Genomic DNA, 15,548 nt, shown 5'->3' on the forward strand with positions numbered 1-15,548 from the left:
CTTTCCTTTGCCGGCTCCGCCGGCCGTGGCACGGTCTTGCGATCAAGACGGAAGCCGAGGGCCTTCAGCACATTGGAAAGCTCGTCGGGCGAACAGCCGAGGATCGACATCATCTCCGGCGTGACGACGAAGCCGCCATCGCCCGTCGATCCTTTGGGTTGGGTGGTGGCGCCGTCCGGGCTCGGCCGCCAGGCGAGCAGCGGGCGGATCAGGTCAGCGAGACGCTCCAGAATGTCGAGGCGAATGGCGCGCGGTCCGCAGACGTGGAACCCGTAGACGCGATAGAGCGCTTCCGGCGTCGTTTGCTGAACCGCCGCGGATGTGAGCCCGGCGCGCGGCAGCTCGGGAAGGGCTTCCAGGGCGAGGCCGTTGGCGGCGGCGTTCTTCAACGACCAGAGCGTCGCAGAAAGCTCGGCGGGCGCGGGCTTCAAAAGGGCAGGAAAATAGATGTTGAAGGCGCCGAAGCGGACGCCGTACTTGCGCAGTTGGGCGCGCGCCTCCTGATCGAGGCTCTTCATCATGTCGGTGATCAGCTCGCGCTTCAGCATGCCGAAGCTCTCGGTCAACCGGAACGCGATCCCCCGCGCCAGCCCCGTCACGTCCTCGGCCTTGGCGATGTCGACCAGCGGCTTCAGGCGATCGGCGATGAGTTCGTCGCGCCACGCCTCGAGGCGGGCCTGCACCTTCTCGCGATCGGGGCCGGTCAGATGCTCATCCGCCAGCAGAGCCACTTGCGGCTTCAAGGGATCGTCGGCGGGCTCGAAGGTCGCGATCTCCTCGTCGCGCCAAAGCACCCGACCGGAGCGCGACAGCTTGAAGGCGTCCGCCTTGGCGGCAGCGACACGGCGGGCCCGCATGCCCAGCTCACGCGAGAGGACGTGGGCGGCGGCGCTGCGTGCGGCCTTGCCGTGGATGCCTTCCGCCTGCGTCTCGGGCGAGAATTGAAACCCGCGCAGGCGGCCGACGAAGTGGTTCTCGACATGAATGGCGCCATCTTCGGCAATCTCCGCCGAGAGTTCCTCCTTGTCGCGCAGACCCTTCATCAAGGCACTGGTGCGCCGATCGACGAAGCGTTGCGTCAATTGCTCGTGGAGTGCGTCCGACAAGCTGTCCTCGATGGCGCGGGTGCGGGCCTGCCAGTGGGCCGGGTCCTTCAGCCAATCGGCGCGGTTGGAGACGAAGGTCCAGGTGCGGATGTGGGCGATGCGGTTGGCGAGCGTGTCGATGTCGCCATCGGTGCGATCGGCGAAGGCAACCTGCTTGGCGAACCAGTCCTCCGGCACGCGGCCCTCCGGACCCATCAAGTAGCCGTAGAGCGTGCCGATCATCTCGGCGTGGCTCTGGGAGGAGATCTTGCGATAGTCGGGAAGCTGGCAAACCTCCCACAGGCGCTGCACGGCGCCGGTGCTGGTCGCGAACCCCGCGATCTCGCGATCGTTGGCCAGCGTCTCGAGAGCGATCACGTCGTCAGCCATGCGGGCGCGGGCGAGGCGCGGCTCGTGCGGCAGCTCGCGCAGACTATCGCGGAGGCGATCGAGGGTCGCAAAGTCGAGACGGCGATTGCGCCACTGCAACACGCGCACGTTGTCGAAGGTGTGCGTCTCGAGGCGCTCGACGAGATCGGACTCGAACGGCTCGCAGTTGCCTGTAACTCCGAATGTGCCGTCGTTCATATGACGGCCGGCGCGACCGGCGATCTGGCCTACCTCGTTCGGCGTCAAATTACGAAAGTTCTGGCCATCGAACTTGCGCACGGCGGAAAATGCGACATGGTCGACGTCGAGGTTGAGGCCCATGCCAATGGCATCGGTGGCGACGAGAAAATCGACATCGCCCGACTGATAAAGCGCGACCTGCGCATTGCGGGTGCGGGGCGAAAGGGCGCCGAGCACGACGGCCGTGCCACCGCGTTGCCGGCGGATCAGCTCGGCAATGGCGTAGACCTCGTTGGCGGAGAACGCGACCACGGCCGACCGGCCGGGCAGGCGCGTGATCTTCTTCTCGCCCGCATAGGTGAGGCGCGACAGGCGCGGGCGTGAGATGAAGTTGGCGCCCGGGATCAGATCCTGAATGGCTTCGCGCATCGTCTGCGCACCGAGCAGCAACGTCTCGGCGCGGCCACGAGCGTGCAGCAGGCGATCGGTGAAGACGTGACCGCGCTCCGGATCGGCGCAGAGCTGAATCTCGTCGATGGCGAGAAAGTCCACGTCCACGTCGCGCGGCATGGCTTCCACCGTTGCCACCCAGAAGCGGGCGCGCTCCGGTTTGATCTTCTCCTCACCGGTAATGAGGGCGACCTTGTCAGCGCCGATACGGGCCGCGATCTTGTCGTAGACCTCGCGCGCCAGAAGCCGCAGCGGAAGACCGATCATACCGCTTTCGTGACCGAGCATGCGCTCGATGGCGAGATGCGTCTTTCCGGTGTTGGTGGGGCCGAGAACCGCGGTCACATTGCGGATGCGCGTTTCCAGATCGCTGGCCATACGCGAGATCTCCTACTGAAGAGCCCCTGGCATTGCATTGCGGGGGTTCGAGATCAAGCGTTTCGTTCAAGCGTTCCGCGTCTTTGCGTTGCTTGAGGCCCGGGTGGCACGGGAAAAATGGCCGCTCCGCCCATCCTACACAAACACAACGGGCACCGCGTGCGGCACGCGATGCCCGTTAAAGCAGATTGCTTTTTCGATGATCAGTCGGCCGACGCGACCTGGCCGCGCTCGGGCAGCTCGATATTGACGCGCTCGAGGTCGATACGGGCATTACCCGCCGCGGTCGGTACAGCCACCGATTGCGGAAGCATCAGCTTGGCGGCCGGCACCATGCGGAACGCGATCTCGATATCGTTCGAGTTGGCGAGATCCTGCGTCTCCGAGGTGGGGCGATAGCCGGCGATGGGGGTGTATTTGACGCGGCAGACGACGGCGGTCTCGTTCGGGATGCCGGTGACGGGCTCCTTGCGCGCATATCTCAGGGCCAGATCGAAGCGCTGCTTGCCGTCGAAGATCGCGAACTTGCGCCCGCAGGGGTTCGTCGCGTCGCTATGGGTGATGGCCAGGATGGCGCTCAAGGGGTCGAATACGCCCTTGAGGTGCTCCTGGGTGAGCGGCACCGTGTCGGCGGTTTCGAGGGTGACCGGGACGACCGACACGCGGTCGATGCGGTCGTCATGGAATCCCATCGCCACGGAGCCGTTGCGGATGGAGCTTTCGTAGTCGAAGCGGAAATCCGCGGGTTTCAGCGTTTTTGCTTCCAGCGATCCGGAGGTTTGGGTCACGCCCTTCCACTTGAATACGCCAAGCAGCGCCGAAATCTGGACGTCGGTCACCAACTTATAATGGGTGCGGCCGACGTCCGACTTAAAATGAAAGCTGCCGAGATTGAAACCGTTGAGGCTGATCTTGTAGCTGGCGTCGACCCTGACCGGCACTATTCCGGTCGGCGAGGGCGCGGCCGTGGCGCGGAGCGGGGCCAAAGATATGGCCGCCAGGGCCAAAGCGCCGAAACCGGCAACGCACGCGACAACGCGACGAGACGAGACTTGATACATGGTCACTACCCACCCACCCGTTTCTCGCGCGACTCTCTCGCGAGGAGGGCAAAAGACGATTTACGAAGGAGTTTCGACGCCGTGCATTTTGCCGCCCAACGTTTAACAATTCGCTCCACGATGCGCCGCCCTGGCACGGCCTTTTACCCAGCAAATCCACAAGCATTGTTTCGAGTTCCGCGCCGATTTCGCTGTCCGTGTGACCGCATTCCATCACGACTCGCGACGCGGCCGGCTTGACGCAAAGAACGCGGCTCGCGTATAGAGTGCGTCAACGGTCCCGCCGATCCAGGTCAGCGGGGCCATTCTCATTGATTTTCCTCGCGATTCTGGTCCGCTCCGAAGGCGGACGGTTGGTCGTGAGGCCGACCGAACAAGGATTTTAAGATGACCAGGCGCTGTGAGTTGACGGGCAAGCTGCCGCTTTCGGGCCAGCTCAGAAGCCATGCCGAGAACAAGACGAAGCGCAAGTTCCGTCCGAACCTCGTGAACGTGACGCTGATCAGCGAGACGCTGGACAAGCAGGTGAAGCTGCGCATCACCGCGCACGCGCTGAAGTCGGTCGAGCATCGCGGCGGCCTCGACGCTTTCCTCGCCAAGGCGAGCCTCGAGGATCTCTCGCCCGAGTGCCAGAAGCTCAAGCGCGAGATCGCCAAGGCGAAGGCCGAGAAGGCCGCTTAAAGGACTTTCGAGCCCACGGCTCGTTAAGAACATGCGCCCGCCGGAAACGGCGTGGCGCATGTTTCGTTTTGCGGGCGCTGTCGTGAGGGGGGCGCCTTACGCTGAGGCCAACGCTGCGAGGTCGAGAGGCGCGGTGGTCATGGCAATCGCACCGTCGGCCGTGCGCGGCCATTCGGCCTGCGGGCGGTCGCGATAGAGCTCGATGCCGTTGCCGTCGGGATCGCGCAGGTAGATGGCCTCGCTGACGCCGTGGTCGCTCGCGCCATCAATCGTGATGTGCGCCGCGATGAGGCGGCGGAGCGCATCGGCCAATGCGGCGCGAGAGGGATAGAGGATGGCAACATGGTAGAGCCCGGTCGTGCCGCGTGGGGGCGGGCTACCGCCCCGGCTCTCCCAGGTGTTGAGGCCGATGTGATGATGGTAGCCGCCGGCGGACAGGAATGCCGCCTGGCTGCCATAGCGCTGCGTCACCTCGAAGCCCAGAACGTCGCGATAGAACGCGAGCGCGCGCTCGATGTCGGACACCTTGAGGTGTACGTGTCCGATGCGTGTTCCGGAATCGATGGGCCCATTTGCTGTCATGCTTTCGCTCCAACGGCGGGGGCCGGCAGAAACAGACTTTTGTTTTCGGCGAGGAAATCCCGAAATGCCTGGGGCCGCTTTCCGGTCAGCTTCTCGACGTCGCCCGTCACTTTAGCGAACTTTCCAAACCGCGTAGCGGTATCGAACGATGCCCAGATCCGGGCCATGGGCTCGGGAAGGCCGGCTGCGACCATGCCGGCGACCAACGCCTCGTCCGAAACGTGGACGAGCTCGATCGGCCGGCCGAGGACATCGCTGACCGTGGCTGCGATTTCCGCCGTGGTGAGCGCGGCCGGGCCGGTGATGTCGTAGACCGTGCTTGCAGCCGAAGATGAGGCAAGCGCGGAGGCTGCCGCCCGAGCGCAGTCGTCGCGGGAGAGGTTGGCGATGCGGCCGTCGCCCGCGGATGTGACCCACTTGCCGGTTGCGAGCACGCCCGGAAGGGACATGGCGAGGTTCTCGAAGTACCAGGCGTTTCTCAAAACCGTCCAACCGAGGCCGCTCGCGGCAAGGGTCTCTTCGGTCTGGCGGTGATCGGGCGCGAAGGGGATGGGCGAGTCCGCCGGGTCCGGCATGGACGTGTAGACGATATGCTTCACGCCCGCGGCTTTGGCGGCGGCAATGGCGGAGCGATGCTGGGCGAGCCGTGCCCCGGGACGGTCCAGCGTGTCGGTGGAGATGAGCAGCAGGCGGCTCGCGCCGGCGAACGCGGAGGCAAGGGATGGCGGATCCTCGAAATCTCCGCGCCGAACCTCTACCCCGCGGGGCGACAGACCGGCGAGCTTCGCCGGGTCGCGGGTCACGGCTATGAGGCGTGCGGGGTCAATCCGGAGGGTATCGAGCAAATGGGCGAGCACGCTCCGCCCCAGGTGACCCGAGGCGCCCGTCACCAGCAAACGATCCGTGCTTGGGTTCGAAAATGACATTTGGTTATCTCCTGAGTGGTTGTCTCTTTTCGAGACCACTACTAAGGTGAGCCAGTTGGCCCCGTAAAGACGGCAGCTTTTCGGGAGATAGGCACCTGGAGGTAACCAGCCAATGGATACAAACTTGCTGGCCGAAGCGCGGGGAGACTTGGCGCTGTGCCCCGTGCGCGGCGTGCTCGATCGCATCGGCGACAAGTGGAGCACGCTGATCGTCTGCGTTCTCGGCGAGCGGCCTTACCGGTTTGGCGAGCTGCGCCGCGCGATCCCCGACATCTCGCAACGGATGCTGACGCAGACGCTGCGCGAGCTGCAGCGCGACGGCCTCGCCAGCCGGCATGTCTTTCCGACGCTGCCTCCGAGCGTCGAGTATCGCCTGACGCCGCTCGGCCAGTCACTGCTGGCACCGCTCTCGGAATTGATCCGCTGGGCGGATACGCACCACGGCGATATCAAATCGGCGCGCGAGGCCTACGATCGCCAAGGCCCTGGATCCGTGGATCCCGGCGCGGCGCCGGTGTCCGGCTGACGGTTGCAGAAGCGCGCTACAGGGCAATGGCGCCGCGGAGCTGCGCCAGCTCCGACGACATGCGGCCGGTCACCAGCTCGCCCTGGTCGGCAAGGCTCGTCATCTCCTGGGCGACAACCCCGAAACTGGAGCCATGCTCCGCCGCGCGCGCGGCCTCGATGCGCGCGTTGAGCGCGAGGAGGCGAAGCGTCTTCAACGTGGTGCGTATGTCGCTGGCAGCAACGTCGACCTTGTCGAGCGCGGCCGAGCCCTGGGTCAACCGCTCTGCCAGCCGCGAGAGGGCGCCGGCCTCCAGGATGATGCCGTCCAGATAGGCCGGGGTATTGGTCTCCGGGTTCATGGCCGCCGATGCCCCGCCGGTCTCGTGCACGTAAAGAACGCGCCCGTCGCGATGGCGGATGCGGTAGCTCACCTGCCAGTTGCCGCCCCGCGAGAGCGCATCGGCGACGGCCGCATCCACCTTCTGCAGATCCTCCTTGACGATGAGGGACGCAAAACCGGTGCGGCTGCGGATGAAGCTGTCGCCGTCGTATCCGGTCAGTCGCGCGAAGCCATCCGACAGCCAGATCATGGCGTAGTCGTTGCTGTTGTGGCCACGATACATGAAGCCATCGATGCGGACACCGATGCTCCTCAGAAAATCATCAGCAGAGAAGGCGGCCGTGTCTTGCGTCATGACCAGTGCGCGCTCCGAAGCATAAGTAAACATGCGGTTATTTGAACCGATTCGCCGTCAAATGGAGCGCGGTCGATTGCACAATAATGGTCAGTTTTATGCCTGACAATCAGCCATGCGTCGAAATACGCCGGCGGCGGATCACAGAGATCGCGCGGCCGAGCGGCGCACGGCCCAACCGGCGAGCACAATCGCCGATCCGTAGACGAGGTCGATGAGGAGCGCGGGGGAGGACACCACGTCCCAGCGCCCGTAGGAGGCGGCGTAGAAGACGAGCGCGAGCGTGAGGCAGAGCGCGACGGCGAGATAGACGATGCCGACGATCTTCACGGCATCGCCAAGGATGGCGAGCCACGGCTCGTCGCGGCGGCGGGGACGAGCGAGACGGGAGACGAGGGCCAGGATTCCGACGCCGAGAAATCCGCCCAGGATCGGGCTCAAGTAGTAGAGATCCGCGGCGAGAGAGGAATAGCGGGGTGCGAGGGTATCCAACGGTCCGACGATGCGCGGCAGGATGTGGCGGACGAAGGCGAGCCAAAGCGGCGTACCGACGTATCCACCGGCCGTGCCGGCCGCGATGTCGAGCATTGTCCTAAGCGTATCGTGACGGCGCACCAAAGCGGTGACGATCCCAACGAGAGATCCGCCGAAGACGAGAATGAAGATGAAAGTTGAATCGACCATGGGCGACGGAGTGCGCACTTGGCGCCTGCCGTCAATAGCAACGTCCATCGCCGACACGCCTGGTGCCGGGCATGGCGAAGGGCGCGACGCCATGCCCGCGCTTTGCGGTCGATCGTGACGTCGCCTTAGAGCGACGTCAGCGTGCGACCAATCTCAATATGAATATGACGACCAAAGCACCGATGGTGGCGTTGATGATGTCACCCAGCAAACCGCCTCCGATATAGAGACCGAGCCGAGGCAGCAGCCAGCCGGCCACAACCGCGCCGACGATACCGAGCACAATATTTCCGACCAAGCCGAAGCCGCCGCCCGCAATAATCTGACCAGCCAACCAGCCGGCGATGGCGCCGATAATGAGCCAAATGATGAGACCTTCCAAAGCCATGTTTCTTCCTTCCGTTTAGAGCTGAACGCCAGACGGACGCTTCAGTTGTTCAATCATCCCCGACCCTTCCGCGCTTCGTGACAGCGCGGCAGGCCCAACGACGTTACTTGAGTTCGCGCATGACTGAAACCTGTCCAGTGTGCAGGTGCTCAGTACCGCTTTCGGCCTACGCAGCGGGCGGCACCCTTCCGGCTTCCTCGGGATAAACCTTCAGAATGTCGAGCCGCCGCATCAGGTGCTTCTCGGCCTCCAGGATCACCATCGCGACCATGCCGACGGCGAGGATCAGAAGTCCGTCCGTTATGCTGACAGGCCGCGTTGCGAACAGGTCGTGCATCAGCGGTATGTACGTGAAGGCGAGCTGCGCGGCGACGACGGCCGCGATGGCAAGCAGGACGGGGGCCGTGCCGAGGGCGCCCTGCCAAGTGAACGATGTCATGTGCAGATAGCGCACGTTGAAGAGATAGAAGATCTCGAGAACCACGATCATGTTGACGACCATGGTGCGCGCCATGTCGACGCCGAGACCCTGTCCCAGCGCATAGAAGAAGATCCCGAGGGCAGCGCCGACGAAAATCAACGAGACGAAGGCGACCCGCCAGACGAGGAACGACGACAGCAGCCCGGCGTCGGCTTGGCGCGGCGGGCGGCGCATGACGTCGGCTTCCGGCGGCTCGAACGCCAGCACGAGGCCGAGCGTGATGGTGAGGATCATATTGATCCAAAGGATCTGCGCGGGTGTCATCGGCATGGTGAAGCCGAACAGGATGGCGGCAATGACGGTCAAAGCCTCACCGCCGTTGGTCGGAATGGTCCAGGCCGTAACTTTCTGGATGTTGTCGTAGACGGTGCGCCCCTCGTGCACCGCCGAGACGATGGATGCGAAGTTGTCGTCGAGAAGGACCATCTGCGAGGCTTCCTTGGCCGCCTCGGTGCCCTTGTTCCCCATGGCGATGCCGACGTCCGCCTGCTTCAGGGCCGGGGCATCGTTGACGCCGTCGCCGGTCATGGCGACGATGCCGCCTTTCGCCTGAAGCGCGCGGACGATCCGCAGCTTGTGCTCCGGGCTGGTGCGGGCGAACACGGCCGTTTCTCCCACGGCTTCACCGAGTGCCGCATCGGACAGACGATCGAGATCGGCTCCCGTCAGGACGCGCGGCGCCTCTCCGAGCCCAAGCTGCCGTGCAATGGCCGCGGCCGTCACCGCGTGATCGCCGGTGATCATTTTAACGTCGATACCGGCGGAATGACATTCGGCGATAGCTGCTACAGCCTCCGGGCGCGGCGGATCGATGAACCCCACGATGCCGAGAAAGATCAACCCGCCTTCGACGTCGGCGAAGGAGAGGCGGGTGTGCGTGTCCGGGACGGGTTTAATGGCGAAGCCGAGGACGCGCTCGCCCTTGGATGCGGCTGCCGCGATGCGCTCGGACCAATACGCACGATCGATCGCCTCCTCACGGTGGCCGCAGTCCTGAAGCGCGCACATTTCCAGCACGCGCTCGGGAGCGCCCTTGACGAAAATGGCGTGCTCTTCTCCCGATAGGCGATTGAGCGTGGCCATGAAGCGATGCTGTGCGTCGAAGGGTATCTCCTCCAGCCGCGACCAGTGTGCGCGTGTTTCCCGAACATCGAGCCCCGCCTTCATGGCGAGCGTGACGAGCGCGCCTTCCATAGGATCGCCATTGACGGACCAGCCGCTCTTCGTCTCGTGAAGATCAGCGTCATTGCAGACGAGGGCCGCCCGCGCCAGCTTCAGGGCGGCCTCTCTGCGGGCCTCGCTGCTGCTCCCATCCAACGCCACGAGGTCACCGACCGGGGCATAGCCGGCGCCACCGACCTCGATCTCGCCGCGCGGTACGACCACGCGGCGGGCGGTCATCTCGTTGCAGGTCAGAGTGCCCGTCTTGTCCGAGCAGATCACAGAAACGGCGCCGAGTGTTTCCACCGCCGGAAGGCGGCGGATGACGGCGTTACGCGCAGCCATGCGCTGCACGCCGATTGCGAGCGTGATGGTGATGACAGCCGGCAAGCCCTCGGGCACGACTCCGACGGTCAGGGCGACAACGGCGATCAACGCGTCGTCCCAGCGATAGTCTCGCACGAGAACGGCGAACGCAAATACCAGCGCCGCGGCGCCGAGGCAGATCCAAGTGAACCGGCGCGCAAAAAGGTCGATCTGGCGCAGCAAGGGCGTCGTCAGCTCCTGCACGTCGCCGAGCAGCGTGCTGATGCGTCCGATCTCCGTGGCAGTGCCCGTGGCCACCACCAGGCCGGTTCCTTGTCCGGCCGCGACCATGGTGCCGGAGAACGCCATGGATGCCCGGTCGCCCAACGGTGCATCGGCGGCAACCGGCGTCTCGCTCTTTTCGGAGGCGACGGACTCACCGGTCAGGATCGCTTCGTCGATCAGCATCCCGCGCGCGCGCAGCAGGCGCAGATCGGCCGGCACGCGATCTCCGGCCTCGAGCACGACGACGTCACCCGGCACAAGCTCCGCGACCGGCGCGCTCCGGCGCGTGCCATCGCGCAGCACATGGACATGCGGAGAGATCATGTTGCGTATGGCGTTCAACGCATTCTCGGCCTTGCCTTCCTGGATGAAGCCGACGACGGCATTGACCAGCACGACGGCGACGATCACGCCGGCGTCGAGCATGTGTCCCAAACTCCACGCGGCAACGGCTCCCGCCAGCAGGACATAGATGAGGGCGTTGTGAAATTGAGCCAGGAAGCGCCTCACCGGATGGCGACCGGGCGGAGCGGGCAGCTCGTTGGGGCCGTAATGGGCGAGACGCTGCCGCGCCACGCCGCTGTCGAGCCCTCCCGCGGTCGCTCCAAGTTTCGCGAGAACATCGTCACACGTCAGCGCGTGAACGGGCTCGGCCGGCGTGAACGCTGCTCCGTCCTGCATCCCCGTATGGGCTCCCTGCTTTCCTGACAGACCGATGTCCGTTTTAGAGGGATGCGACCGGTCATCGACTGACCCAGATCAACGGCCGACTACCTAGGGACTTGGCGAACGTCCGCTGTGACGATCCCGATAGCGTCGGCAAACGCACGCGGTGGCGACGATCCCAGCGCCGCTCTGTGGTTGATCCCAATCAACGGCTGCCGACCGCGCGGCCTGCTAGGCTTGTAGACAACCGTAGGTTCGATCGCTGAACGACGTCGACGACCGAGAGATCAAAGCGCTTGTCGCAAACGTCATCCATTCTCATCGGAACATCCCACACGGGGCGCGGCGGCGGCCGCTGAGCGGAGGATAGCTCGCATGAACGTTCACGCTCTCCCATCCGCGGTCCGCGAGGCAGCGGCCCTACAGGGACATGATGAGGACGTGCTCGGCAGCGAAGGCTTCCGCTCCATCGACCGCATGCGCGACGCGCTCATTGCTCAGCTGACGGGCGGCCTGTCACCTGCGTCGCTCGCTCTGGCGATGTTCGACTGGTCGATCCATCTGGCGTCGGCGCCCGGCAAGCAGATGGAGCTCATGCAGAAGGCGATGCGGAAGGCGGCACGCCTCGCGGCACACTGCATGTCCGCGGGAGCGCAAGGTCAGGCGACGCCGTGCATCGAGCCGCTCGCGGGCGATAACCGCTTCCGGTCGGATGGCTGGCAAAAGCCACCGTTCAGCCTCCTGGCGCAGGCGTTCCTGCTCAATCAGCAATGGTGGCACAACGTGACGCACGAGGTGCCGGGCGTCATGCCGCATCATCAAGATGTGGTCTCGTTCGCGACCCGGCAGCTCCTGGATATGGTTTCACCCTCGAACAATCCCTTTGCCAATCCGGAGGTGATCGAGAAGACCATCGCCGAGGGCGGCGCGAACTTCTTCAGGGGATTCCAGAACTGGCTCGATGACGTGAACCGGCTCGTCTTGGGGCAACTGCCTGCCGGGGCGGACGCCTTCAAAGTCGGGGAGAATGTCGCCGTGACGCCCGGCCGCGTCGTCTACCGGAACCATCTGATCGAGCTGATCCAATATTCTCCGGCGACCGAAACGGTGCTTGCCGAACCGGTGCTCATCGTGCCGGCGTGGATCATGAAATACTACATTCTCGATCTTTCGCCGCAGAACTCCCTCGTTCGCTATCTGGTCGGGCAGGGACATACGGTGTTCTGCATTTCCTGGCGCAACCCGGGCGCCGAGGACCGCGACCTTTCCATGGACGACTACCGGCGCTCGGGCATCATGGCGTCGCTCGATGCCGTCAGCGCCATCGTGCCAGGGAGGAAAGTCCACGCAACCGGCTACTGCCTCGGCGGAACGCTGCTCTCGATTGCGGCCGCCGCGATGGCACGGAGCGACGACGACAGGCTCGCCTCCCTCACATTGCTCGCGGCGCAAACGGACTTCACAGAGCCCGGCGAGCTGGCGCTGTTCATCGACCACAGCCAGCAGCACTTCCTCGAGAGCATGATGTGGAACAAGGGTTACCTCTCGGCCGACCAGATGGCGGGTGCCTTCCAACTCCTGCGTTCGAACGATCTCATCTGGTCACGCCTCGTGCATGACTATCTCATGGGCGAGCGCACGCCGATGATCGATCTCATGGCGTGGAACGCCGATACCACGCGCATGCCGTCCCGCATGCACGCCGAGTACCTCAAACGCCTTTATCTCGACAACGATCTCGCGGCGGGACGCTTGATGGTCGATGGCCGTCCGGTGGCGCTGCAGAACATTCGCGTGCCGATGTTCGTCGTCGGCACCGAGCGCGACCACGTCGCACCCTGGAAATCCGTATTCAAGGTGCACCAGATCACAGACACCGACGTCACGTTCGTGCTGACGAGCGGTGGACACAATGCCGGCATCGTGAGCGAGCCCGGTCATTCCCATCGCAGCTTCCGGATTTCTCTGAAGCGCACGGCCGATCCCTACCTCGCCCCGGCGGAGTGGCTCGACTCCGTTCCAGCGCAGCCTGGGTCGTGGTGGGTGGACTGGACCCATTGGCTGCACGCGCATTCGACGCCCGAACGGGTAGCGCCGCCGGAAATGGGGCATCGCGAGAAGGGCTATGCGCCGCTCGGCCATGCGCCCGGCACCTACGTATTTCAGCGTTGAATGGAGCCGCCATGGCAGCCCTCGTCGATCTTTCAGGCAAGCGGGGTCTCGTGGTCGGCATCGCCAACGAGAGCAGCATCGCCGCCGGCTGCGCTTCCGCATTCCGGGAGGCCGGTGCCGAGCTGGCGATCACCTATCTCAACGAGAAGGCGGAGCGCGCTCCGGGTGCAGGACCGTTTACTGCGGATATGCGTACGGGCCAACGGGGATCATCTGAGGCGCTTGAGGCTGACCGTAGCCGCTCGACTGCTGACCCATGAACTCGTTGGTCCAAGCGAACGGATCTTCCTTGTTCTCGATCTTCCGCTCCGGAGTCTTGCGATCCTTGATCTCGTGCCAGCGGGACGCAACAGTGGCGCCGCCGACATGGATGTCGTCCAGCAGCCCGTAGGGATCGTAAGCGGAGGGAAGCTGCGTGCAGGCATCGAGATAGACGAAGCGGTTGTCGTAGAGCGTGGCCAGGTTTTCGTCCTTCATGCACGTCGCGCGGCGCGAGCGATGCGTGTCGATGGCGGCCTGCTCGAAGACATCGCGCAGGTTGCCGCTCTTGGCGCTCTCGAGGCCCTTGGAGAAGAGCTCGGTGAAGAGGGCCAGCGAGCCTTCCTCGTTGAATGTCGCTGCCTGGTCGCCGCGCGAGGTGAAGATCACCGCTTCGCGGCCGACCCAATCGCGCTGTTGGCGGCGGGCGAAGTTGTAGCGGAAGTTCTTGAGCCCCGAGGACACCTCGCACACCTCGAAGATGAGCACGATCTCTTCGGCGTCGATCTCGTTTACCAGGTCGCGAACGGATTTCATGGTCATCCAGTCGCCGCTCATGGTGGCGTGCTTGAAGTCCTCCGGCTCCTTGGCCGTGTACATGGCCAGGATCTCGTCCTCGATGTCGTAGCCGTTGTAGTTGGCGTCGACGTTGCCGCCGTGGAAGTTGAAATAAATGACGACGCGGTCCTCACGCTTGGCGCGCTTGTCGAGCGTCTGCAGCGCCTCCCTCACACCCTTCGAGGTGGCATCCGGATCGAGGCGGATGGTGATGTTCGCCGGATCGACGGCGAGCGACGTCTTCACGGCGCTGACGATGGCGTTGACGTCGTTCTTGCAGGATTCCGCCATCTGCCGCGTCGCGTCGGGATCACCTTCGATCACCTTCCAGGGCGGGCAGGCGCCCATGGCGAGAAGGTGCGTGGTCTTGGGCGAAGCGGGCACCGACGTCGCCGATGCGAAAGCAACGACGCATGCCGCAGCGAGCGCGACGGCGGACGAACGAAGGGCAGACATGCTTTTTTTCCTGTGGCTTGGCACGCGGGGCGTGCCTGCGTCTGACTGTTTCCGGAAAGTTCGCGGCGGGTCGGCCGCTGCATGACGTGCGGGGCGCGCGCGCAATTCGGCGCAAGCAGAGTGCGCGGCGCGCAAAGAGCGAGGCGCCGGTTCGATTGAGCCGGCGCCTCGTTCTAACTATTCCTTCTTGGCTTCCTGGACCGCGGAGGTGCGGGTGGGCGGAACATCGCCACCGGCCTTCTCGCAGTCATCGACGCTCTTGGTCAGCGCCGGCACGGAATTGATCATGCACTGGACGGGCTGAGCGCCGCCCTGAGCGGGAGCACCCTGCATCGGAACCGGAACGGGAACCATGACGGGAACAACCTGCGGGTATCCGCCGCCCTGCTGACCGTTCAGGCCCCAGCCGCCGAAGTTGGCGCCGCCGCCGGGGAACGAGATGCCGAAGCCCGGACCGTAGAAGCCGCCAAACGGCGTCGAGACACCGAAGCCGCCCATGTTGGCGCCACCGAAGGGCGTCGAGAAGCCGACGTTCTGCGCGGCGTTGAGACCGAAGCCGCCGAAGTTGCCGCCGAACGGACCGAAGTTGATGCCGAAGCCGGGGCCAAACGCGCCGCCCCACGGCGTCTTGATGTTGAGGGCCTGCTGCTCGTTGAGGCCGAAGAAGGGCACTACGCCGGGCGGATAGCCAGGTCCGCCGAGACCGAAGCCGCCGAAGTTGGCGCCGCCGCCGGGGAACGAGATGCCGAAGCCCGGACCATAAGCACCGCCCCACGGCGTGCCAATGGAGAGGGCCTGCTGATTGCCGATGCCGAAGCCCGGACCATAAAAGCCACCGAACGGCGTGGAGAGACCGAAGCCACCGGCGTTAATGCCGCCGAAGGGCGTCGAGATGCCGAAACCCGGACCCCAAGCGCCACCGAACGGCGTGGAGATGCCGAAGCCGCCGGCGCTGACGCCGCCGAAGGGCGTCGAGATGGTTGCGTTGGCGGGTGCAGAAAGCGCACCGAAGGCAAGCGCCATCGCTGCAATGCTCGTGTGGAGATGAGTCTTTACGAATGTCACTGGAAAATCCTCGATCCAAGAGCGCTCGGCGTCAAAGCCGCGAGCCATTGCTTTGAACCCAGGTACGCGTCCACATAGTTATCCTCGGCTCCGCCACAATTTCTGCAGCGGAGTGGTAAATATCCTCCTAACC

General features: G+C 64.6%; 13 protein-coding genes and 1 pseudogene. 4 read left to right on the plus strand and 10 right to left on the minus strand.

Annotated elements, in window-relative coordinates; translation table 11 throughout:
* Both QZV93_RS09210 and QZV93_RS09215 read right to left on the minus strand, forming a co-directional pair.
* A partial coding sequence (locus QZV93_RS09210) for a helicase-related protein (protein ID WP_295557832.1) occupies nt 1–2,483 on the minus strand: 2,483 nt, incomplete at its 3' end.
* Nucleotides 2,484–2,686: 203 nt separating this feature from the next.
* Nucleotides 2,687–3,544 carry a DUF3108 domain-containing protein gene (locus QZV93_RS09215; RefSeq protein WP_295557834.1) on the minus strand — a complete coding sequence of 286 codons (858 nt, stop codon included), beginning with the start codon at nt 3,542–3,544 and terminating at the stop codon, nt 2,687–2,689.
* Nucleotides 3,545–3,931: 387 nt separating this feature from the next.
* On the opposite strand from QZV93_RS09215, the gene rpmB reads away from it, so the two are divergent.
* Nucleotides 3,932–4,225 carry a 50S ribosomal protein L28 gene (gene rpmB / locus QZV93_RS09220; protein ID WP_295557836.1) on the plus strand — a complete coding sequence of 98 codons (294 nt, stop codon included), beginning with the start codon at nt 3,932–3,934 and terminating at the stop codon, nt 4,223–4,225.
* 96 nt (nt 4,226–4,321) lie between these two features.
* Here the strand turns inward: rpmB and QZV93_RS09225 are convergent, their stop codons facing one another.
* Complete coding sequence (locus tag QZV93_RS09225; RefSeq protein WP_295557838.1) at nt 4,322–4,807, minus strand: VOC family protein; 486 nt, start codon at nt 4,805–4,807, stop codon at nt 4,322–4,324.
* Nucleotides 4,804–5,733, minus strand: a complete 930-nt coding sequence (locus tag QZV93_RS09230) for an SDR family oxidoreductase (RefSeq protein WP_295557839.1) — start codon at nt 5,731–5,733, stop codon at nt 4,804–4,806. Before QZV93_RS09230 ends, QZV93_RS09225 begins: the two co-directional genes overlap by 4 nt.
* Before the next feature lie 112 nt (nt 5,734–5,845).
* Between QZV93_RS09230 and QZV93_RS09235 the strand changes: the two genes are divergently transcribed.
* On the plus strand, nt 5,846–6,259 hold the full coding sequence (locus tag QZV93_RS09235; protein WP_295557841.1) for a helix-turn-helix domain-containing protein: 414 nt from the start codon (nt 5,846–5,848) through the stop codon (nt 6,257–6,259).
* A gap of 16 nt (nt 6,260–6,275) precedes the next feature.
* Here the strand turns inward: QZV93_RS09235 and QZV93_RS09240 are convergent, their stop codons facing one another.
* From QZV93_RS09240 to QZV93_RS09255, 4 genes are all read right to left on the minus strand, one after another.
* Nucleotides 6,276–6,935 (minus strand): PAS domain-containing protein, encoded by a 660-nt coding sequence (locus QZV93_RS09240; protein WP_295557843.1) that lies wholly within the window; start codon nt 6,933–6,935, stop codon nt 6,276–6,278.
* A 141-nt stretch (nt 6,936–7,076) separates the two neighbouring features.
* The gene (locus tag QZV93_RS09245; RefSeq protein ID WP_295557845.1) at nt 7,077–7,667 is read right to left on the minus strand and encodes a hypothetical protein; all 591 of its coding nucleotides are present in this window, start codon (nt 7,665–7,667) and stop codon (nt 7,077–7,079) included.
* An 88-nt stretch (nt 7,668–7,755) separates the two neighbouring features.
* On the minus strand, nt 7,756–8,007 hold the full coding sequence (locus tag QZV93_RS09250) for a GlsB/YeaQ/YmgE family stress response membrane protein (RefSeq protein ID WP_295557847.1): 252 nt from the start codon (nt 8,005–8,007) through the stop codon (nt 7,756–7,758).
* A gap of 166 nt (nt 8,008–8,173) precedes the next feature.
* Nucleotides 8,174–10,921 (minus strand): cation-transporting P-type ATPase, encoded by a 2,748-nt coding sequence (locus QZV93_RS09255; protein WP_295557849.1) that lies wholly within the window; start codon nt 10,919–10,921, stop codon nt 8,174–8,176.
* Between the two features lie 360 nt (nt 10,922–11,281).
* Between QZV93_RS09255 and QZV93_RS09260 the strand changes: the two genes are divergently transcribed.
* Nucleotides 11,282–13,078, plus strand: coding sequence for an alpha/beta fold hydrolase (locus tag QZV93_RS09260; protein ID WP_295557851.1), 1,797 nt, complete (start codon nt 11,282–11,284; stop codon nt 13,076–13,078).
* Nucleotides 13,079–13,089: 11 nt separating this feature from the next.
* Nucleotides 13,090–13,233 (plus strand): annotated as a pseudogene (locus tag QZV93_RS09265) (SDR family oxidoreductase); the annotation flags it as partial.
* A gap of 22 nt (nt 13,234–13,255) precedes the next feature.
* On the opposite strand, the gene QZV93_RS09270 reads toward QZV93_RS09265, so the two are convergent.
* A complete protein-coding gene (locus tag QZV93_RS09270; protein ID WP_295557853.1) occupies nt 13,256–14,350 on the minus strand; it encodes a caspase family protein in 1,095 nt (364 codons plus the stop codon).
* Nucleotides 14,351–14,527: 177 nt separating this feature from the next.
* The gene (locus QZV93_RS09275) at nt 14,528–15,415 is read right to left on the minus strand and encodes a hypothetical protein (RefSeq protein ID WP_295557854.1); all 888 of its coding nucleotides are present in this window, start codon (nt 15,413–15,415) and stop codon (nt 14,528–14,530) included.
* Between the last annotated feature and the right edge of the window lie 133 nt (nt 15,416–15,548).

The sequence above is a fragment of the uncultured Hyphomicrobium sp. genome (assembly GCF_902826555.1).
Classification (GTDB): Bacteria; Pseudomonadota; Alphaproteobacteria; order Rhizobiales; family Hyphomicrobiaceae; genus Hyphomicrobium_C.

Coding starts and splice junctions, on each gene's coding strand:
- QZV93_RS09215 (WP_295557834.1), bottom strand. CDS start 3,544: ATGTATCAAGTCTCGTCTCGTCGCGTTGTCGCGTGCGTTGCCGGTTTC.
- QZV93_RS09230 (WP_295557839.1), bottom strand. CDS start 5,733: ATGTCATTTTCGAACCCAAGCACGGATCGTTTGCTGGTGACGGGCGCC.
- QZV93_RS09250 (WP_295557847.1), bottom strand. CDS start 8,007: ATGGCTTTGGAAGGTCTCATCATTTGGCTCATTATCGGCGCCATCGCC.
- QZV93_RS09260 (WP_295557851.1), top strand. CDS start 11,282: ATGAACGTTCACGCTCTCCCATCCGCGGTCCGCGAGGCAGCGGCCCTA.
- rpmB (WP_295557836.1), top strand. CDS start 3,932: ATGACCAGGCGCTGTGAGTTGACGGGCAAGCTGCCGCTTTCGGGCCAG.
- QZV93_RS09225 (WP_295557838.1), bottom strand. CDS start 4,807: ATGACAGCAAATGGGCCCATCGATTCCGGAACACGCATCGGACACGTA.
- QZV93_RS09270 (WP_295557853.1), bottom strand. CDS start 14,350: ATGTCTGCCCTTCGTTCGTCCGCCGTCGCGCTCGCTGCGGCATGCGTC.
- QZV93_RS09240 (WP_295557843.1), bottom strand. CDS start 6,935: ATGACGCAAGACACGGCCGCCTTCTCTGCTGATGATTTTCTGAGGAGC.
- QZV93_RS09255 (WP_295557849.1), bottom strand. CDS start 10,921: ATGCAGGACGGAGCAGCGTTCACGCCGGCCGAGCCCGTTCACGCGCTG.
- QZV93_RS09245 (WP_295557845.1), bottom strand. CDS start 7,667: ATGGACGTTGCTATTGACGGCAGGCGCCAAGTGCGCACTCCGTCGCCC.
- QZV93_RS09235 (WP_295557841.1), top strand. CDS start 5,846: ATGGATACAAACTTGCTGGCCGAAGCGCGGGGAGACTTGGCGCTGTGC.